The 18,560-nt window shown below is 58.3% G+C and carries 20 protein-coding genes; 12 read left to right on the top strand and 8 right to left on the bottom strand.

The features are described from left to right. Positions 1–53 precede the first annotated feature (53 nt). On the top strand, positions 54–626 hold the full coding sequence (locus O6944_11895; protein MCZ6719837.1) for a cytochrome c oxidase assembly protein: 573 nt from the start codon (positions 54–56) through the stop codon (positions 624–626). A 33-nt stretch (positions 627–659) separates the two neighbouring features. Next, a complete protein-coding gene (locus tag O6944_11890) occupies positions 660–1,535 on the top strand; it encodes a cytochrome c oxidase subunit 3 (protein MCZ6719836.1) in 876 nt (291 codons plus the stop codon). A gap of 63 nt (positions 1,536–1,598) precedes the next feature. Here the strand turns inward: O6944_11890 and O6944_11885 are convergent, their stop codons facing one another. After that, positions 1,599–1,814, bottom strand: a complete 216-nt coding sequence (locus O6944_11885) for a twin transmembrane helix small protein (GenBank protein MCZ6719835.1) — start codon at positions 1,812–1,814, stop codon at positions 1,599–1,601. 146 nt (positions 1,815–1,960) lie between these two features. Between O6944_11885 and O6944_11880 the strand changes: the two genes are divergently transcribed. From O6944_11880 to cyoE, 4 genes are read left to right on the top strand one after another with little or no spacing between them, the layout of a single operon-like run. After that, the gene (locus O6944_11880; protein MCZ6719834.1) at positions 1,961–2,704 is read left to right on the top strand and encodes an SURF1 family protein; all 744 of its coding nucleotides are present in this window, start codon (positions 1,961–1,963) and stop codon (positions 2,702–2,704) included. Between the two features lie 11 nt (positions 2,705–2,715). Beyond that, a complete protein-coding gene (locus O6944_11875) occupies positions 2,716–3,339 on the top strand; it encodes an SCO family protein (GenBank protein MCZ6719833.1) in 624 nt (207 codons plus the stop codon). 3 nt (positions 3,340–3,342) lie between these two features. After that, entirely contained in the window at positions 3,343–4,359 is a 1,017-nt protein-coding gene (locus O6944_11870) for a COX15/CtaA family protein (GenBank protein ID MCZ6719832.1), read from the top strand. Between the two features lie 8 nt (positions 4,360–4,367). Further along, positions 4,368–5,279 carry a heme o synthase gene (cyoE, locus tag O6944_11865; GenBank protein ID MCZ6719831.1) on the top strand — a complete coding sequence of 304 codons (912 nt, stop codon included), beginning with the start codon at positions 4,368–4,370 and terminating at the stop codon, positions 5,277–5,279. A gap of 152 nt (positions 5,280–5,431) precedes the next feature. On the opposite strand, the gene rpoH is transcribed toward cyoE, so the two are convergent. The 4 genes from rpoH to ftsY form a co-directional block, all read right to left on the bottom strand. Continuing rightward, on the bottom strand, positions 5,432–6,289 hold the full coding sequence (rpoH, locus tag O6944_11860) for an RNA polymerase sigma factor RpoH (GenBank protein MCZ6719830.1): 858 nt from the start codon (positions 6,287–6,289) through the stop codon (positions 5,432–5,434). Between the two features lie 106 nt (positions 6,290–6,395). Next, positions 6,396–7,370, bottom strand: coding sequence for a permease-like cell division protein FtsX (ftsX, locus tag O6944_11855; protein MCZ6719829.1), 975 nt, complete (start codon positions 7,368–7,370; stop codon positions 6,396–6,398). Next, positions 7,370–8,044: a cell division ATP-binding protein FtsE gene (ftsE, locus tag O6944_11850; protein ID MCZ6719828.1), complete on the bottom strand. Its 675-nt coding sequence runs from the start codon at positions 8,042–8,044 to the stop codon at positions 7,370–7,372. Before ftsE ends, ftsX begins: the two co-directional genes overlap by 1 nt. A gap of 19 nt (positions 8,045–8,063) precedes the next feature. Next, a complete protein-coding gene (ftsY, locus tag O6944_11845) occupies positions 8,064–9,041 on the bottom strand; it encodes a signal recognition particle-docking protein FtsY (protein ID MCZ6719827.1) in 978 nt (325 codons plus the stop codon). Positions 9,042–9,151: 110 nt separating this feature from the next. Between ftsY and O6944_11840 the strand changes: the two genes are divergently transcribed. The 6 genes from O6944_11840 to O6944_11815 all read left to right on the top strand — a co-directional run bounded on the left by O6944_11840 (position 9,152) and on the right by O6944_11815 (position 15,393). Next, positions 9,152–10,543, top strand: coding sequence for a pitrilysin family protein (locus O6944_11840; GenBank protein ID MCZ6719826.1), 1,392 nt, complete (start codon positions 9,152–9,154; stop codon positions 10,541–10,543). Further along, on the top strand, positions 10,533–11,855 hold the full coding sequence (locus O6944_11835) for a pitrilysin family protein (protein ID MCZ6719825.1): 1,323 nt from the start codon (positions 10,533–10,535) through the stop codon (positions 11,853–11,855). Before O6944_11840 ends, O6944_11835 begins: the two co-directional genes overlap by 11 nt. A 45-nt stretch (positions 11,856–11,900) precedes the next feature. Then, complete coding sequence (rsmD, locus tag O6944_11830) at positions 11,901–12,491, top strand: 16S rRNA (guanine(966)-N(2))-methyltransferase RsmD (protein MCZ6719824.1); 591 nt, start codon at positions 11,901–11,903, stop codon at positions 12,489–12,491. 8 nt (positions 12,492–12,499) lie between these two features. Beyond that, on the top strand, positions 12,500–12,979 hold the full coding sequence (gene coaD, locus O6944_11825; protein ID MCZ6719823.1) for a pantetheine-phosphate adenylyltransferase: 480 nt from the start codon (positions 12,500–12,502) through the stop codon (positions 12,977–12,979). Positions 12,980–13,156: 177 nt separating this feature from the next. Continuing rightward, entirely contained in the window at positions 13,157–14,851 is a 1,695-nt protein-coding gene (gene ggt / locus O6944_11820; GenBank protein MCZ6719822.1) for a gamma-glutamyltransferase, read from the top strand. A 113-nt stretch (positions 14,852–14,964) separates the two neighbouring features. Continuing rightward, complete coding sequence (locus O6944_11815) at positions 14,965–15,393, top strand: MAPEG family protein (protein MCZ6719821.1); 429 nt, start codon at positions 14,965–14,967, stop codon at positions 15,391–15,393. Between the two features lie 64 nt (positions 15,394–15,457). Here the strand turns inward: O6944_11815 and mutM are convergent, their stop codons facing one another. The 3 genes from mutM to O6944_11800 form a co-directional block, all read right to left on the bottom strand. Further along, on the bottom strand, positions 15,458–16,273 hold the full coding sequence (gene mutM, locus O6944_11810; protein ID MCZ6719820.1) for a bifunctional DNA-formamidopyrimidine glycosylase/DNA-(apurinic or apyrimidinic site) lyase: 816 nt from the start codon (positions 16,271–16,273) through the stop codon (positions 15,458–15,460). Between the two features lie 71 nt (positions 16,274–16,344). Continuing rightward, complete coding sequence (locus O6944_11805; GenBank protein MCZ6719819.1) at positions 16,345–17,187, bottom strand: DUF4340 domain-containing protein; 843 nt, start codon at positions 17,185–17,187, stop codon at positions 16,345–16,347. A gap of 5 nt (positions 17,188–17,192) precedes the next feature. Next, the gene (locus O6944_11800; GenBank protein MCZ6719818.1) at positions 17,193–18,548 is read right to left on the bottom strand and encodes a GldG family protein; all 1,356 of its coding nucleotides are present in this window, start codon (positions 18,546–18,548) and stop codon (positions 17,193–17,195) included. Positions 18,549–18,560 lie beyond the last annotated feature (12 nt).

Here is an 18,560-nt window from a genome sequence, read left to right as displayed (position 1 = left end):
GCGTTACTTGCGCTGGCCGTCTATGTTGGCTTTATTCTGATGAATGGATAGCGATGCAGAACCCAGAAGTTCAAGTAGCCAATAGACGCCTTGCTCGGCGTTTATTGTTTATTGCCGTCGGCATGTTTGGATTTGGTTTTGCCTTGGTGCCGCTCTATAACGTCTTTTGCGATATTACCGGTTTGAACGGTAAGACGGGGCGCATTGCGCTGGCGGAGGCCTTGACAACGGAAGTGGACGAGGCGCGCTGGGTGACCGTCGAGTTCGTTGCGAATGTGAACAGCACCCTGTCCTGGGACTTCAGACCCGAGGTCAAAAAAGTGCGTATCCATCCGGGCGCGATGGGAGAGGCGGCCTATGTCGCCACGAACCGCACCCCGCGCACGATCATCGGACAGGCAGTACCGAGCGTGGCACCGGGGGTGGCGTCGCTCTACTTTAATAAGACCGAGTGTTTCTGCTTCACCCAGCAGATGCTGGCGCCGGGCGAAACGAAGCGCATGTTGGTTCGTTTCGTAGTGGATCCAGACCTGCCGAGCGAGGTCACCACCATGACGTTGTCCTATACGTTTTTTGAAGTGCCAGAGAAGGCCGTCGCTCGCGCAGGCCCACCGGGTCCGGTGTAGGGGAAAAACAAACAAGTTGAGAGAGGGGTAGCGATGTCAGAAGCACACGCCGGGTACTATCTGCCTGAACCGAGCCACTGGCCAATCGTGGGCGCGGTTGGGCTTTTCGCTACATTCGGTGGCTTTGCCATGTTGCTGAATGGATCAGGGGTTGGGAGCTTTGTCATGGGGATCGGGGTTTCGATCGTGATCTTCATGATGTTTGGTTGGTTCGGCGCGGTGATTGGGGAGAGCGAAGGCGGCATTTATAACCGCCAGGTCGACGTCTCCTTCCGTTGGGGGATGGCGTGGTTCATCTTCACCGAGGTCATGTTTTTTGGCGCCTTCTTCGGCGCGCTGTTCTACGCCCGGGTCTACTCAGTCCCTTGGCTGGCCGGTGAAGGCTCGGGGTTTTCGACCCATGAGCTCTTGTGGCCGAAGTTTCAGGCGGCCTGGCCGCTCTTACAGCTGCCGGATCCGACACACTTCACGGTGGCCAAAGAAGCAATGGCCCCCGTGTGGATCCCGGCCATCAACACCGCGATCCTGCTTTCCAGTGGCGCAACCGTCACCTGGGCCCATTGGGGATTGAAGATGGGGAACCGTAGACAACTCATCACCGGCCTCATCTTGACGATTGCCCTGGGCTTCACGTTTCTAGGTTTCCAGGCCTATGAATATTGGCACGGCTACACTGCAATGGATTTGAAGGTCTCGTCCGGCATCTACGGCACGACGTTTTTTATGTTAACCGGGTTCCACGGCGCCCATGTCACCATCGGCGCCATCATGTTGACCGTGATCCTGATCCGTTCCATCAAGGGACACTTCACGCCGACCCATCACTTTGCGTTTGAGGCCGTCGCATGGTACTGGCACTTTGTTGATGTGGTCTGGATCTGCCTCTTTATGTTTGTTTATGTGTTGTAGCGGATGCGCAGATCGACGGCGAAAAGGCGCTGCCGAGGCAGCGCCTTTTTACGTATAGGCAAGTTACATGCCGTGTGGTGTGATAAGGCCCAGTGCGATGGCGATCATCACGAAGATGAAAAGCGCAATGGACAACGAGATGCGCACGGTGAGGGCCTTTAAGGTTTTGTTTGATTGACCCTTGTCGCGAACTAGCGCGATCATCGCAACGGTCAGGCTGGTGATGATGACCAGCAGAACGAGGACAATGAACCCCTTAACGATCCAGGTGGTGAGCATTGGGCAATCGCGACAAGGAAAATGACGCCTGAGTATACCTCCCCTTGCTATGGGGCCTAAAGGACAAACAGGGCCATTGCGTGCGCTTCCCATGCGTTTAGCCTCAGTTCGGGTTCGAGAGGAAGTTTTGAACGGTTTATCGTGAGATGCGCGTTCGGAACCTTCAATTTCGACCGCTTTGGTGGGCAAGTCTCGCCACCTTTGCGCTGGTGGCGCTGCTCTGCTGGCTTGGGTTTTGGCAGCTGGATCGGGCAGCCCAGAAAAGATCCCTCGGAGCGCTGTACGCGGAGCGCGCCGCTCTGTCGCCCGTTGTGCTCAATCGTGCCCAGGGGCCCAGGACGCGTGAGGAGGCGATGGCCTGGCGGAGAGTGGAAGCAACCGGATCCTACGACGGCGCGTTTCAAATCCTACTCGATAATCAGGTGGTAGCTGGGACCGCAGGGTATTTTGTCTTCACTCCTTTTCGATTTGAGGGCGAGGATGCTTGGGTACTCGTCAACCGGGGCTGGGTCGCAGCAGGACCTGATCGGCGGGTAGTCCCCGAAGTGCTGGTGCCAAATGGCGTTGTAACGCTCCGTGGTGTCGCGAAACCCCCACCGGAGATAGGCCTTGTCCTCGGTGAGCCTATGCTGGAGGCCTTAGCCCCGGGAACCTACCGGGCGCCGTTGATCGATCGAGTCTGGCTTTCCGACCAGATGGGGCGCGATCTGTTGCCCTATGTGGTGCGTCTTGACCCCGCCATGGCGGATGGATTTCTGCGCGAATGGCGTGTGCCCGGCACAGGGGAAGCACGCCACTTGGGATACGCATTCCAATGGTTTGCGCTCGCCGTTACGCTGTTTTTGATTTACGTGTTCGTAAACTTAAAACGGGCAAGGCCCACGCCCTGAGATAACACAGGATGGACTCGAGAAAGACTAAGGCCATCGTGGGACCACGGACCACCCTGATTCTGATCGTTGCCCTGGTCGCAGCACCACTCGTCATTGCCTGGGTCTTGGTCATGGGGCCGGGCGAGTGGCGGCCTGCGGGCAGGGTCAATCATGGGGATCTCGTGATACCGCCCCTATCGCTCAAGGATGCGGCCCTGGTCGATCTCGAGGGCAACTCGATAGGCCTTGATCGGTTCCTCGGCAAGTGGAACTTGGTCTATGTGGGTGAGGCGACCTGTGAAGCAGATTGTGAGGCCGCGCTCTATGCCATGCGCCAGGTACGACTCGCAATGGGGAAGAATATGGCACGGGTGCAGCGCGTCTATATTACCCAAAGCCCGGATCCCACTCCGGCGTTGCGGACGGTCCTGATGAAATACCCCGGCCTTCTCATCATCACCGGGGGGCCCGAGGCGTTGCACGCCTTTCGTCGGCAGTTTGCGTCGTCCGATGGGGGTGAGGGCATTTACGATGGTGGACTCGCGATTGTGGATCCCTTGGGGAATCTCATGATGCGCTATACGCCGGAGGCCGACCCAAGTGGCCTATTAAAGGACTTGAAAAGACTATTGCGTGCTTCAAGGGTGGGTTAACCGATGATGGGCGCCGGCGTATTTCTTCGCTTGGCCCTCGTGGCTACTGTCCTGGCCTATGGTGTTGTGGTGCTCGGTGCCACGGTGCGGCTTGCGGGGGCGGGACTCAGCTGCCCGGATTGGCCTGGCTGTTACGGTGAGATCATCGTGCCGCAGGGCGAGGGTGGCGCTGAAGCGGCCGCGCTGATATATCCCGAGCGACCGCTCGAGCATGGCAAGGCGTGGATTGAGATGATCCATCGCTATGCTGCCGGGCTCTTGGGCCTTTTGATTGCGTTACTCGCGGTGATTGCGTGGCGCGACCGGCAAGACCCCAGGCAGCAGTTCGCGATTCCAATCTTTGCCGTGGCCGTCGTCATCGTTCAGGCCCTGTTGGGCATGTGGACTGTGACCTTGTTGCTTCAGCCCCTGGTGGTGGTGGCGCACCTCTTGGGTGGCGTGGCGATCTTGGTGTTGTTGTGGTGGGTGGTGCTGAGACAAGGCCAACTCTTCGTAGAACATTCGACGGCAGACGCGGCACAGGCCGGGAAGATCGTTCCTTGGGTAGCGGTTGGGCTCGTCGTCACCTTGCTGCAGCTTGCCTTGGGCGGCTGGACGAGTGCCAACTATGCGGCGCTAGTCTGTCCTGATTTTCCCACTTGTCGGGGCCACTGGTGGCCGCCCATGGCGTTCAGCGAGGCGTTCACCCCGTGGCGGGCGGTAGAAGGAGGCGATATCCCGGGCGTGCTCTCATTGGATGCGTTGGTTACCGTCCAGATGATGCATCGATTGGGCGCGGCGCTTACCGTGTGCGTGGTGGGCGCGCTGGCGTTCTGGGCCGTGTTTCAAGAGAATAGGGGGCTGGCGCGCTTGGGGGCGACGCTCTTTGCTATCTTGGCCTTGCAGGTCGCCCTAGGTATCGCCAATGTGGTGTTGGCTTTGCCGTTACCGGTTGCCGTCGCCCACAATGGCGTCGCCGCGCTCTTGTTGCTTACACTAGCGACCTTGTTGCACTTGGTTAAACCCTATCCGAAGACCTGAGGGGGTAATTGAATCCTTACACTCTGACATCAGGCAAGCTGGTGCGCTGGCGGGAATACCTGGCACTCTGCAAGCTGAGGATTGTGTCTGCGATCGTGTTCACGGCAATCGTCGGTATGTTTCTGGCACCCGGGCTCCCGTCGTTGTCGGTGGTGATCTTTGCAACCTTAGGTATTGGCCTAGCGGCTGCCTCTGCTGCCGCCGTCAACCACATCGTTGATCAGAAGGTTGATGCGCAGATGGGGCGTACCAAACACCGTCCCTTGCCAAGGGGCCAGGTCAGTACCGCGAGCGCTATTTTGTTTGCGTTTCTTTTGGGCGCGGTATCCATGGTGATCCTTGTTGTCTTTGTAAATGCCCTGACGGCCGTGCTCACGCTTGTGTCACTGATTGGGTATGCATTTGTCTATTCGTGGTATCTAAAACGCGCGACGCCACAGAATATTGTCATTGGCGGAGCGGCGGGGGCTGCGCCGCCGGTGCTTGGTTGGACGGCCGTTACAGGTGCGGTGGATCCCAATGCGTTGCTCCTGTTCTTGATCATCTTTGCCTGGACGCCGCCGCATTTTTGGGCGCTCGCAATCTACAGGCGTGCTGAGTATGCCGATGTGGGTATCCCGATGTTGCCGGTGACCCACGGTGTTGCGTTTACGCGGTTACAAATAATGCTCTACACAGTCATTCTGTTTGTTGTAAGCCTCCTGCCGTTTATCACCTATATGAGCGGCCCTCTCTATTTAATCGGGGCGCTGTTGCTCGGTGTGGGGTTCCTCTCGTATGCGCTTCGGATGCAGTGGGATCATGATGAGCGGCTCGCCCTGAAGACATTTTCCTATTCCATTTTGTATCTCATCGGGCTTTTCACGTTCTTGCTCGTGGATCATTATGTGCCGGCCATGATGACGATGCTTCTGTCGTAGGGGCCTGTCGCGTCTGAAACTTCGCGAGTTTATCTAGAAGCCCCGGCGGTGCGCGCGCGATTGTTGTATCGGGTACAAAAACGGCCACCGAGTTGGGTGGCCGTTTTTTTAACGCTGCCCACGGGTGCAGAACCGCAGGCCGCGGCTTGGCGTTAAGCGGTTACCTGCATCGCGAGCTTGAGACGTTTCATCGCATTCGCTTCCAACTGCCTGATCCGCTCCGCTGACACCTTATACTGCTTCGCGAGCTCTTGCAGCGTTACCTTGTCTTCATCGAGCCACCGTTTGGCAATAATGTCTTGGCTGCGTTTGTCCAGCGACCCCAAGGCCTCTTGCAGTAACTCGTGATTTTTTCCCTCAAGCTCTTTCGTCTCTACCTGGCTTTCCGGCTCGTAGCGCAGGTCCTCAAGATAGCCGGCTGGCGCAATCGCTGCATCATCCTCATCGATCATCGGGGAGCCATCAAAGGTGGGATCAAAGGCGCTCAGGCGCTCTTCCATCTGCATGACATCCCGTGGGCTCACCCCAAGTTCGGCCGCAACGTCATTGACCTCTTCAGTGTTGAGCCAGCCCAGGCGCTTTTTGGCGCCCCGGAGGTTAAAGAACAGTTTGCGCTGGGCCTTGGTGGTGGCCACCTTGACGATGCGCCAGTTGCGCAAAACAAATTCATGGATCTCTGCCCGGATCCAGTGCACGGCGAAGGAGATGAGCCGAACACCGATGGACGGGTCGAAGCGTTTCACAGCCTTCATCAGGCCGATGTTGCCTTCTTGGATCAGATCGCCAAGGGGCAGGCCATAGCCACGATAACCTCGTGCGATCTGGACGACGTAGCGCACGTTCGACATCACGAGCGCCCGCGCCGCGTCGAGGTCGTTCTCTTGGCGAAAACGCTCCGCGAGCGCCTTCTCTTCGTCGGCGCTTAACTTCGGGATGCGGTTGATCGCCTGAATATAGGCGTCCGACGATCCCGTCGGAACGGCCAGTTGCGCGATCATCGCATGGTTCATTCGAAGATTACCCCCAATAATGGATCGACTAAAATATTTTAGCACTCAGTTAGTAAGAGTGCTAATAATCAGAAAAGTTCCACCAAAACAGGCGCCTAGGGCCGACTCAGCGGGGCTCGATGACCTGAAGGTGACGGGTCACTGCGACCCACGCGCCACCCAGGCCCAAGAGCGCGCCACTCGCCAGCAAGGCCAGGATCCAACCTCCTGACAAGGCCAAGAGTTCAAAATCACTATGGTAGAGTCCGGCCAGCTCACGGGCGGGCGCGGCTAAAAGCCAGAACGAGACGCCTACTACGGCCCAAGCGATCAAACTACCACTTAATCCATACCACAGGCCGGTGTAAAGGAATGGCCGGCGAATAAAGGCGTTGGTAGCGCCAAACAGTTTCGCGATCTCGATCTCATTACGACGGTTGTGGATCGCGAGGCGAATGGTGTTGCCCACGATGAGCAAAACGGCTAGCCCCAAAACCGCTGCCAGGAGCTGCACGGCGCGTTTGACCAAGGCAATGATGGCTTGGAGACGCCTCACCCATTCCAGATCGAACTCAGCGATGTCAACTTGGGGCAGCTTAGCGAGGCGCGTGAGGAGCGCTTCGGTAGCGTCTGCATTCGTGAAACGCGTCGCCGGTGCAACCATGAGCACAGCGGGCAGGGGATTCTCGTCCAAGGCTTGCAATGCATCGCCAAAACCGGACAGCTCTCGGTATTCTGCGAGCGCTTCCTCGCGCTTGATGAGCGTGACCTTCCCAATGTCAGGATCGGCCCGGAACTGCTGCGCAAGGGCTTCGGCGTCTTTATCGTCGACACTTAGCTTCAGGAAAAGCACTAACTGAATGGCGCCGTCCAATCCGAGGCTTATGCGTTGTGCATTCTCGAGCAACAAAAACATTCCCGTTGGCAGGGCCAGTGAGATGCCGATAACGGCCGCAGTCATCAAGCTGGCGAAGGGAGAGCGAACGAGCTGACCCAAGCTCTGCATACAAACCTGAAAGTGATGTAACCTCCATGCACTTAGTCGCTTTGTGAGCGTAGGTGTTGGTTGGTACGTGCGCGCTGTTGCGCCTTGCGGGCGCATCAATGGACAACTTCTCGATTGTCTGTTACCAGACGGCCTTCTCTTAAGGTGATAATGCGGTAATTCATCCGCCTGATCAGACTGAGATCGTGTGTGGCGATCAATACGGTTAAGCCGACTTGGTTGAATTGTGTGAATAGCTTCATGATGTCCCAGGACAGGTCCGGGTCAAGGTTGCCCGTTGGCTCATCTGCTAGCAACAAAGGCGGCCGGTTAACCACGGCGCGTGCGATGCCAACGCGTTGCTGTTCGCCACCGGAAAGCGTGATGGGATAGGCCCTTGCCTTGTGTAATAGGGCCACCTTATCCAATGCCGCGCGCACCCGTCGGCCGATCTCCTGAGGACTATATCCAACAATGGCGAGGGGTAAAGCGACATTGTCGAACACGGTCCGATCGTGGAGCAGGCGGTAGTCCTGGAAAATCGATCCAATCTGGCGACGGAATAGTTGAATCCGAGCGCCTTTAATGCGCTCGAGGTTTTGTCCATTGATGATGATTTGGCCGCGACTCTGACGTTCGATCAATGCAACCAGCCTCAACAGCGTGCTCTTGCCAGCGCCTGAGTGTCCGGTCACAAACGCCATTTCCCCATGGGCGACGTGCAGGCTGACTTGTTTTAACGCCTGCTGCCTGCCGGGATATTGCATGCTGACGCGGGTGCAGCGGATCATCCTGGGCCGGAGTCGGGGATCACCGCCCTCCGGCTAACAAGGCTTCTACGAAGGCCTGAGCATCAAATACCCGGAGATCGTCTTGCTGCTCGCCAACGCCAACGAAACGTATTGGGATCTTGAGTGTTTTGGCGATCGCAAAGATGATTCCACCTTTGGCTGTGCCATCGAGCTTCGTTAGCGTGATCCCGGAAACCGGCAGGGCTGCCTGAAAGGCCCTCGCTTGGGTCAAGGCGTTTTGCCCGGTGCTTGCGTCGATGACCAGCATGGCCTCGCAGGGTAACCCGAGTTTTGGCTGAGTGACGACCTGATAGATCTTCGTCAGTTCTTTCATCAGGTCGCCTTGCGTATGAAGGCGCCCAGCCGTGTCGGCGATGAGTACATCACAATGCTGCGCTTTTGCCGCTTGCAGAGCGTCAAAGATGACAGCAGCGGCATCAGCGCCCTTGTGCTGGGCAATGACCGGGAGATGGTGACGTGCCCCCCATGCCTGAAGTTGCTCGATTGCGGCTGCGCGATGTGTGTCGCCAGCCGCCAGCAGGACACGTCGCCCTTCCTCATGAAATCGTTGTGCGAGTTTGCCGATAGTGGTCGTTTTTCCCGCGCCGTTTGTGCCGAGCACGAGTAATACAAAGGGGCGTGCTTGATCGTTTGGCAGAACTAAGGGGCGGCTGACGGGCAAAAGGTTGGCAAGCATCTCCTCCCGGAGTGCCCCGTAAAGCGCGTTATGGTCGGCGAGCTGCTTGCGGGCCAGGCGCGTTTTCAGCTGCGAGATGATATCGTTAGTGGCCTCGACCCCGAGGTCGGCTGTCAGCAATCGGGCTTCAAGGTCTTCGAGTAATTCGTCATTGATGGCGCATCTGCCAAGCAGGCGATCGGCTACGCCGCTGAGGATCCCTTCGCGTGTGCGGCGAAGGCCCTGAATGAACGGATTGCGTAGGCTCGGCCGGTCCGTGGCCGCACGGGGGAAAGATGCGTCCGTCTTTAATCCGAACATAGATGGTACGTAGGCCTTACGCTTAAGTTCCGGTATCCTACCATCTTCCTGCCACGAACTACCAAGCCCGATCGAACGCTAATTTGAACTTGAACCTAACGAGGTTATGCATGCCGGTGAAACTGATCCAATGCGCTGTTTATTGTCTTGGGCTTATGCCGCTCTGTTTGCAAGCAGAACAGGTTCACGAGTACGTTCTTGACAATGGGCTGAAGCTCATGGTCAAGGAGGAGCACCGTGCACCCGTTGTCGTGTCTCAGGTTTGGTACAAGGTGGGTGCAAGTTATGAACACGATGGCATTACCGGGATTTCCCACGCCCTCGAGCACATGATGTTCAAAGGCACGGACACGCATCCCCCTGGAGAGTTCTCGCGCATCATCGCTGCCAACGGCGGGCGGGAGAATGCCTTCACGAGTGCAGACTACACGGCCTATTTCCAACAACTCGAGCGATCCCGGTTGCGCATTAGTTTTGAGTTGGAGGCCGATCGGATGCGTCACCTTGTGCTCACCGTGGAAGCGTTTGCCAAGGAGATCCGGGTCGTGATGGAGGAGCGGCGTCTTCGTACGGAGGATAAGCCGACGGCACTAACCCACGAACGGGCGATGTCAGTTGCGTTCCAGACCAGTTCCTACCGCCACCCGACGATTGGCTGGATGGCGGATCTTGAGGCCTTAACGGTGGAGGATCTTCGCGCCTGGTACGAGGCTTGGTATGCCCCCAATAATGCGATAGTAGTTGTGGTGGGTGATGTCGACGCGAAAGCGGTGCGGGAGCTTGCAGACAAATACTTCGGTCCACTGCCGCCGGGCAAGCCGGTGCTGCCCGTGCTCCGGCCGGAGGTCGCGCAGGACGGTATGAAACGCATGACTGTGAAGGTTCCCGCGACGGTGCCCTACCTGTTGATGGCCTACAAGGCGCCGGTGCTGAAGATGGCCCTGGATCAGCCGGAGCGGTTCGCCGACTGGGAGCCCTACGCGCTTGAAGTGCTTGCCGGGATCCTCGACGGGGGTAACAGTGCGCGGTTCAGCCGGCGGCTTGTCCGGGACAAGCAAATCGCCGCGAGTGTTGGGCTGCACTACAATCTGTACGCGCGCATGGAGAGTGTGGTTGTCATAGCGGGCACGCCAGCTGAGGGACATTCGGTAGATGATCTTGAAAGGGTATTGCGCGATGAGATCACTGACCTTCAGACGAATCCGGTGGCGGCAAGCGAACTCGCACGTGTGAAGGCTCAAGTGGTTGCAGGGAACGTCTACGATCGGGACTCCATCTTCTTCCAGGCCATGCAAATCGGCATTCTGGAGTCCGTGGGGCTCGGCTGGCCCGTGATGGATGAATACGTCGAGCGGATCTCGGCCGTAACCGCCGAGCAGGTACAGACGGTTGCGCGGAAATATTTGACGGACGAGCGCCTCACTGTTGCCGAGCTGGACCCGCAACCGCTTGAGGGCGTTGCGCGCGCAGGATCCGCCGAAAGAGCTGGCCATGCGCAATAGCCTGTTGCTTGTGTTGGGGCTAGTTGCGCCCTTAGCTCATGGGACGCCGGACATTCAACACTGGCAGACAGCCAATGGGGCGCAAGTCTATTTTGTCGAGGCCCATGAACTGCCGATGGTAGATGTTCGCGTGATCTTCGATGGGGGGAGTGCCCGGGATGGGGGCCATGCCGGTGTCGCGGTGCTCACCAATGGATTGCTTGCAGAAGGCGCGGACGGCCTTTCCGCCGATGAAATCAGTGATAACTTTGAGGCCAACGGCGCGATTTTCGAGGCCGGGGCCCTTAGGGATATGGCCTGGGTGAGCTTAAGGAGTCTGACGGATCCCGAAAAGCTTGAGCCGGCGGTGGCGAACCTGTCACGGGTGCTGAGCCGCCCGGATTTTCCGGCCGATGTGCTCGATCGGGAGCGAAGTCGATTACTTGTCGCACTTCGTTATAAACAACAGTCTCCAAGTGACCTTGCGCAAGATGCCTTTTACCGAGCGGTGTATGGGGAACACCCCTATGCCCACCCCTCAGAGGGCACGGCGGAGAGTGTGCAGGCGCTGTCGCGGGACGATGTCAGTGCCTTTTACGCCCGTTACTACACAGCCCGCAATGCGGTGGTGGCCATCGTCGGTGATCTCAGCAGCCGAGAGGCCAAGGCGCTGGCTGAGGCCGCCCTCGCGGGGCTTCCTGAAGGGGGGCGGGCCGCGGCGCTACCCCCGGTGCCTGCCTTGACCGGTCCCAAGGAGGTGCGTGTTGCCCACCCGTCGGCCCAGACCCATATCCTTGTGGGACAAGCGGGCGTTGCCCGCAGCGATCCGGACGTGATCACGCTATACGTAGGCAACCACGCATTAGGCGGCGGCGGCTTAGTGTCCCGTCTGTCCGAAGAGATCCGGGAAAAGCGGGGTTTGTCCTATAGCGTTTCAAGTTATTTCTTGCCCATGCGCAGGCGCGGGCCTTTCACCGCTGGGCTTCAGACGCGTAATGACCAGGCTGACGAAGCCCTCGCATTACTCCAAGCGAATCTCGCCGAGTACGTCGCAGAGGGTCCCACCGCCGAGGAGCTTAGGGCATCGAAACAGAATATTACCGGCGGGTTTCCCTTACGCATCGACAGCAACCGTAAGATAGTGGGATACCTTGCGATGATCGGATTCTATGGCTTGCCGCTTGATTATTTGGATACTTTCAATGGGCGGGTTGAAGCGGTGACGCAAGCGGATATACGCGAGGCGTTCAGGAAGCATCTGTCACCGGATCGGATGATCACGGTACGCGTCGGCGGCGAGCCAGCAACGGCCGTCGTCGATCCGGCTCCCTAGACGGGGGATCCCCCGGCAAAGCCAGACCTTGGTTTAGGGGATCACGTGACGCAAAAGCCACGCCGTTTGCCCGGGAAGGTGCGAATCATTGGGGGACAATGGCGCGGCCGGCGCATTTCCGTCCCTCCTATCAACGGCTTGCGGCCGACTCCCGATCGCGTTCGGGAAACGCTATTTAATTGGTTACAACCAGTGATCGAGGGGGCGCGTTGCCTTGATCTTTTTGCGGGGAGCGGGGCACTCGGATTTGAAGCTGCCTCGCGCGGTGCCGCCAAGGTCATTATGATTGAGCACGATGAGCGCACATACCAAGGGCTCGTTGAACAAGTCACACGGCTTGCGGCCGACACAGTGGAGCTTGTCCAGGCCGACGCACTGGAGTGGTTGCATGGGGCGCAGAATGCTTTTGATGTGGTGTTTCTCGATCCACCGTTTGCGGGCAAGATACTAGCACGCGTGACGCAGCTCCTTCACGATCGGCACTGGTTGGGTCCACGCGCGTGCATCTACATTGAATCGGATCAGACCCAGGGCGTGTCGCCGGTGCCAAAAAGCTGGGTGCTTAAGAAGAAAGGCGCGGCAGGCAGTGTGCAATTTCGGCTTTTCGAGGAACGGGGCGAATCACTGGAGCGGTAATCAAAGTAATGAAAAACACGGCAATCTATCCCGGCACCTTTGATCCCATTACACATGGACACACCGATATCATCGTGCGTGCGGCCCAGCTGTTTGACCATGTCATTGTCGCGGTGGCGGCGGGTACCGACAAGGAAATGGCGTTTATGGTGGACGAGCGCGTCGCCTTGGCCCAAGCCGTGCTGGCGTCGATGAGCAACGTTGAGGTGTGTCGTTTCGACGGTTTGCTCGCGCATTTCGCCAAGGCCCGAGGCGCCAAGGTGATCGTGCGTGGATTGCGTGCGGTATCGGACTTCGAGTACGAATTTCAAATGGCTGGCATGAATCGCAAGCTGATGCCGGAGGTAGAAACGGTCTTTCTCACGCCGGCCGAGCAATATACCTTTATCTCGTCCAGCTTGATTCGCGAGATCGCCGCTTTGGGGGGGGACGTCAGTGAGTTTGTCGACGAGCGCGTGCGCGAGGAGCTCAACAAACGCCTGCGCTAGCGTGCACGGGGTTACCCGTGTCTAGAGGCTCCGCGTTTCGGTGGGTTCACAATAAAGGTCTAAACAAGGGCCTTTTTTCTCGCATCATCATCGGTTCAAAGTTGTGGCTGCCGATTGCAGTTGGCGCGCGGGGTAGGCACTTCAGTGGATGGGGAGCCTGTGCCGATCGTATCTAAAGTGCGGGGGCTTGCTTTTTTGGTACTCGCTTTCGGGATCCTGGGCGGTTGCGCTGAGCGCCCGCCACAGGCGGCTATTGCGGCCGCCCATCCCCTTGCAGTGCGGGCAGGGCTCGAGATCCTGGAGGCGGGGGGCAATGCATTTGATGCCGCAGTGGCGGTGACGGCGACACTGGCGGTGGTGGAACCCTACAGTTCGGGGCTTGGGGGCGGGGGTTTTTGGTTACTATTCCGCGCCCGCGATGAGCGCTACAGCCTACTGGACGGTCGCGAGACCGCCCCTTCGGCGGCGCATCAGGATATGTACCTGGATGGGGCTGGTGAGCTGATCCCGCGCGCTTCCTTGGACGGCGCGCTGGCCGCGGGCATCCCGGGCGTTGCGGCGGGGCTCGATTATCTTGCTACACACTATGGCGCTCTGCCGTTGGCGGTGAGCCTGGCACCGGCCATCCGGCATGCGCGCACCGGTTTTCCCGTGAGCGAGCGGTATCGGCGCATGGCTGCATTTCGCCTTGACGCATTACGGGCTTCCCCTGCAGCTACCGAGGTTTTTCTCCTCGTTGGTGAGGTGCCACCGATAGGCTACATGGTGAGGCAGCCGGCGCTTGCCACGACGCTGGAGCGGATCGCGGTTGCTGGGCGGGCCGGATTCTACCACGGCCCGATCGCGAGACGTCTTGTCGCTGGCGTGCGGGCGGGCGGTGGGATCTGGACGCTGACGGACCTCGCCGCTTATGACGTGATGGTACGCGCTCCGGTCATTGGAGAGTACGCGGGCACGCGTGTGGTCTCAGCCGCACCGCCGTCCTCGGGGGGTGTGGCGCTTGTCGAGATGCTAAATATCCTCAGTGGTTTTGATCTCGATGCAATGGATCCCGTGACGCAAAAGCATGTCATTATCGAAGCCATGCGCCGGGCGTATCACGACCGGGCAAACGCCTTAGGGGATCCCGATTTTGTGGAGGTCCCCGTCGCACGGCTTACTGATCCTGCTTATGGCAAGGGGCTTGCCGCCACCATCGAGCTGGATCAGGCCACACCGAGCGCCGTATCGTCCAAGGTCGAAGCACGTCGCAGCTCGGGACATCAGACGACGCACTTTTCCATCATCGACTTCGAAGGCAATCGGGTCGCTGCCACGTTGAGTATTAATTATCCTTTTGGTTCTGCGTTCATGCCGTCGGGCACAGGCGTGCTGCTGAATGATGAGATGGATGATTTTTCGGCGCGCCCGGGGACACCCAATGCCTATGGCCTTGTGGGTGGGGAGGCGAATGCCATCGCCCCCGGCAAGAGGCCCTTGTCCAGTATGACACCCACGTTTCTCGAACGTAATGACCGGATCGCCATCCTTGGCACGCCCGGTGGCTCACGTATCATCACCATGGTGCTGCTGGCAGCCCTTGAGTTTGCCGCAGGCAAAGGACCCATATCTTGGGTGGGTCTTCCCCGCTATCATCACCAGTACTTGCCCGACGAAGTGCAATTTGAACCCGGCGCGCTGGATGAGTTCGATCAGATTGGCCTTGCGCGGCGCGGCCATACACTTCGGGAACTTAACCGTCCCTACGGTAACATGCAGGCCATCCTATGGGATGCGAAGACCGGAGCGATCACGGCCGCAAGCGACCCGCGGGGCGAGGGCCAGGGCGTCGTCTTGTCGGCGACACGTCAAGCCTTGCAACGAACACACTAGTCAGCGGTGGCTGCAGCGGGCAATACAGGCTGTTGGTTTGAGCGGATCGTTTAGCCATATTTGCGGCGCGAGTGGCTGACCGTACGCGATCCTAATTGAGATAGGAGCTTGTGATGACCATACCCGTTTGGGTGCTCCTCGGATTTGCGGCTTGGACCGTCATCAGTGTGCTGGCAAGCGTCGGAGTGTACCGCTGGGGCGGGTCCTTTCGGGCAAGGGCAGCGCTCATGGACTTTCCGGCGGAGGCAACGCCAGGGAGTGACTGGTACGCCCGCGCCATGCGCGCCCACGCCAACTGTATTGAGGATCTGCCCATCTATGCAGCGGTGGTCGTAGCGATCATCGCAACCGGCGTGCATAGTCACACACTTGCCGTGCTCGCTCTTGTGCTGTTGGTGGCTCGCGTGGGTCAGACGATCACACACATTGCCCTTCAACCCAGCAATGTGGCCGTGGCCGTTCGCTTCGGCCTCTATGCGGCCCAGCTCGTTTGCATGATCTGGATGGGCGTGCGTGTTGCCGTCTTTGCCTACGCACACTAACAAAATCGCGGCCTGGAGGACGCAGCGGGCCGGGTCATAAGGGCCTTGGCGAGATCCGGGTTGCTCAGTGTTGGCAGGATGAACAGAAAAACGTGGTGCGCTGCCCGATGGAGCGTTGGCGTATCGGTGCATGGCAGCTCGGACAAGGCTTGCCCGCCCGATGGTAAACGCGAAGCCGTTGTTTGAAATAGCCAGCGCGCCCGGCACTGTCAACGAAGTCGCGGAGTGTCGTACCGCCTTGGGCGATGGCTGCATCGAGGACAGTGCGGATTGCTCCCACCAGCGCATCGTAACGGCGGTGGGCAATGCGTCCTGCACGGCGCGCCGGGTGAATGCCGGCTAGGTGTAGCGCCTCGTTGGCGTAGATGTTGCCCACCCCGGCCACCGTGCGCGAGTCCATGACGAATGATTTCACGGGGAGCCGCCGGTGACGCGCACGCTGATGGAGGTAGGCCCCATTGAAGGCCGGATCCCAGGGTTCCGGGCCAAGGTTTGCCAGTAACGGGTGGGCGAGGGGATCACCGCGGGTCCATAATAAGGCGCCGAAACGGCGGGGGTCCCGTAACCGGAGCAGGGTTCCATTCGTGAAGACGATGTCCACGTGATCGTGTTTTTCGGGGGCTGTCTCTGCCGGGAAGATGCGCAGGCTCCCGGACATGCCGAGATGGAGAATCGCGCAGCCAGTCTGGCCGTACAGCAAAAGGTATTTGCCCCGCCGTTTGATGCAAACGATGGTCTGGGTTGGGAGTTCTGCTCCTAGCGCTTTCGGAATCGGCCAGCGCAAACGGGGATCCCGCACCACGACCCGCGCCACGGGCTCGCCGATGACATACGGGCGAATGCCCCGTAGGGCAGTCTCAACTTCCGGGAGCTCAGGCATCGTGACGCAAAGATAGCAGGGTATGGGGCGTAAGGCCCGCACCTGGTAAGGGGAGACCTAGATGCGCCCCGTCATGGCGCATCGTCCAACGCGAGTAGATCCTTTGTTGCTGCTTCGGAAAAATGGTATTGAATCCCGAGTTCTGGCCGGGCCAAGATTAGCGTCGGTGACGTTGCCATGATAGCAAAATTGAAGCTTTGGCCTTGTTCAGTCGTGAGACGAACAGGACCCAGCTGTGTATCCTCCTGATAGCGTCGCACGAACAGTGCCTTGGCCATGCGCCAGGCATCGACTAGTTGCAGAACGGCGTCCATGCTGATGTCAGGGGCCTCAGGCGTTACGGACCAGGTTCCATCAAGCCACTGCAACTGATGGATGGGTAGTTGAATTGCAGTCAGGCGCGCATCGATTGGTAAGAGTTGTAGACTGACAAAGTTGGCCGCATCGGCAATCAAATGGTGGTAGATGCGATCGTCTGTTAAATAGATTGTGTCATTGAACAGCACATAGCGCTGCTGGCCTAAGGGATTGGCATTGCCGAAGGCAAAGATCAGCTCGCCTAGAGCCAGCTGTATGCGCGGATCATCGAGCTTGAAACGCGCGCGATCGGTTTGATTGGCGTCAAGTCGCACCTCGCTCTCCGCGTCAAGGATGCCAAGGATAGAAGATGCGCGGTAGTCGTCCGCGCGCGCAGTGATCGGTTCCTCCATCCACCATTGATGACCCTCTTTACGCAGCACGATATCATCTTGGTGCTTGCGGATAATACGGATTAGTTGGATTGACTCTTCGCTCGCCTTCGTCAGTCGGGCTGGCTCGGCAGGGGGTGGCCTACCCGGTTGGTAGACGGCGATGAGAACTAGCACCAGCACCAGGCACAAGAGCCCAAGATTCAGGAGCAGGCGCGATCGCATGGCGCTTAACGGCTGTTTCGGCGCCACCAGATAATGAAACCGCACAAGAGTAAGACGAGTGGTAGAACGAGCAGGAAGGTAAAACCGATAACGGCGGAGGTTGTGTAAGAGAGTTCAAGGGTGAGGTCTGGCGCTGTCCGCGCCGGTATGTCAATAAGATCATCAGCGGCCGCTAACCAGTTCATGAGCTTGAGACCAAGATCCAGATTTCCAATGTTGCCGAGATAGGCGTTGGAGAGAAAATCGCCATCGCCAATAATCACGAGGCGCTGCTCTTTTTCACCATCGCTATGTGGCACTGGACGAGACAGTGCCACGCCGATCACCAGCGGCCCTTCAATATCGCTGCCTTCGTTAAATGTAATCTCTCCATTGAGTTCCCCAATCTCAGACCAGGCATGCTCGGCCGTTATCAAGAGGGCTTCGCCGTGCCACCCATCGGGCGCATTGAGTTCGATGCCAACGGTCTTTGGGAACACGCTGAGGTAGGGAAAATCCTGGATCGCAGGATGAAGACCGTATGTTGTCACTAAGATGATCGTCGGGTGTTCGATACCATAGAGCTCTGTTGTCGGGTGGACGATGGTGCCTGGCTGGAACGCGACACCAAGTTGCTCAGCTAGCGGCGTGAGGCCGTGGGTACTGCCTGGATCTGCAAGCCATAACACGTTACCTCCCCCATCGACGTAAGCAACAATCATGGCAACTTCACCGGGAAGCAGGTCCACTTCAGGACCGGCGATCACCAGCACCGCTGTGTTGTCCGAAATGGACGCGATCGTCGCGAGCTTAAGCGGATACACCTTCAACCCGCGCTTGGTCAGTTGCCGTACCCAGTCGCTTAGGTCGTGATTTGCATGACCAAATGGCTTTCGCTCGCCGTGTCCCTCGATAAAAGCAAGCCAGCGTTGTTCGCCACGGACCAGTCGGTGCAATGCATTAGTCAGGTCGTCTTCACTGTGGGATTGCACGTGTTCAGAGCGGTCCCCGTAGTGAATGACGAGTTCGCCATTCACGCTGATTCCTAACTCGCGAATCTTGTCTGGGACCACGTCGGGGTTGATGTAGTTTAAGGTGATGTCTGGCTTAATGCGTTGGTAGCGCTCAATGAGCCTTGTGATCCGTTTTCGAAGCCGTTTGTCATCGCGAGCGTAAGCCGTGATGTTCACAGGGCCATCAAGGCGCGACAATAAGGTTTGGCTTGCTTCCGAGAGCGTATGTCGACCACTGCTGGTCCAATCCGCCTGGTAGTTGTACTGCGTGCTGAGCCACGCCAATATCGCGGCGATGGTGATCAGCAGGATGAAAAAAATCCGGCTGTTAAGTCGTGATAGCCGTCGTGATTTTTTGGTGAGCTTCATCTACGCGACTGA

It is taken from the genome of Gammaproteobacteria bacterium, from assembly GCA_027296625.1.
Taxonomy (GTDB): Bacteria; Pseudomonadota; Gammaproteobacteria; order JAKEHO01; family JAKEHO01; genus JAKEHO01.
This window is presented reverse-complemented; position numbering and strand designations above follow the sequence as displayed.

Coding starts and splice junctions, on each gene's coding strand:
- O6944_11895 (MCZ6719837.1), top strand. CDS start 54: ATGCAGAACCCAGAAGTTCAAGTAGCCAATAGACGCCTTGCTCGGCGT.
- O6944_11890 (MCZ6719836.1), top strand. CDS start 660: ATGTCAGAAGCACACGCCGGGTACTATCTGCCTGAACCGAGCCACTGG.
- O6944_11885 (MCZ6719835.1), bottom strand. CDS start 1,814: ATGCTCACCACCTGGATCGTTAAGGGGTTCATTGTCCTCGTTCTGCTG.
- O6944_11880 (MCZ6719834.1), top strand. CDS start 1,961: ATGCGCGTTCGGAACCTTCAATTTCGACCGCTTTGGTGGGCAAGTCTC.
- O6944_11875 (MCZ6719833.1), top strand. CDS start 2,716: ATGGACTCGAGAAAGACTAAGGCCATCGTGGGACCACGGACCACCCTG.
- O6944_11870 (MCZ6719832.1), top strand. CDS start 3,343: ATGATGGGCGCCGGCGTATTTCTTCGCTTGGCCCTCGTGGCTACTGTC.
- rpoH (MCZ6719830.1), bottom strand. CDS start 6,289: ATGAACCATGCGATGATCGCGCAACTGGCCGTTCCGACGGGATCGTCG.
- ftsX (MCZ6719829.1), bottom strand. CDS start 7,370: ATGCGCCCGCAAGGCGCAACAGCGCGCACGTACCAACCAACACCTACG.
- ftsE (MCZ6719828.1), bottom strand. CDS start 8,044: ATGATCCGCTGCACCCGCGTCAGCATGCAATATCCCGGCAGGCAGCAG.
- ftsY (MCZ6719827.1), bottom strand. CDS start 9,041: ATGTTCGGATTAAAGACGGACGCATCTTTCCCCCGTGCGGCCACGGAC.
- O6944_11840 (MCZ6719826.1), top strand. CDS start 9,152: ATGCCGGTGAAACTGATCCAATGCGCTGTTTATTGTCTTGGGCTTATG.
- O6944_11835 (MCZ6719825.1), top strand. CDS start 10,533: ATGCGCAATAGCCTGTTGCTTGTGTTGGGGCTAGTTGCGCCCTTAGCT.
- coaD (MCZ6719823.1), top strand. CDS start 12,500: ATGAAAAACACGGCAATCTATCCCGGCACCTTTGATCCCATTACACAT.
- O6944_11815 (MCZ6719821.1), top strand. CDS start 14,965: ATGACCATACCCGTTTGGGTGCTCCTCGGATTTGCGGCTTGGACCGTC.
- mutM (MCZ6719820.1), bottom strand. CDS start 16,273: ATGCCTGAGCTCCCGGAAGTTGAGACTGCCCTACGGGGCATTCGCCCG.
- O6944_11805 (MCZ6719819.1), bottom strand. CDS start 17,187: ATGCGATCGCGCCTGCTCCTGAATCTTGGGCTCTTGTGCCTGGTGCTG.
- O6944_11800 (MCZ6719818.1), bottom strand. CDS start 18,548: ATGAAGCTCACCAAAAAATCACGACGGCTATCACGACTTAACAGCCGG.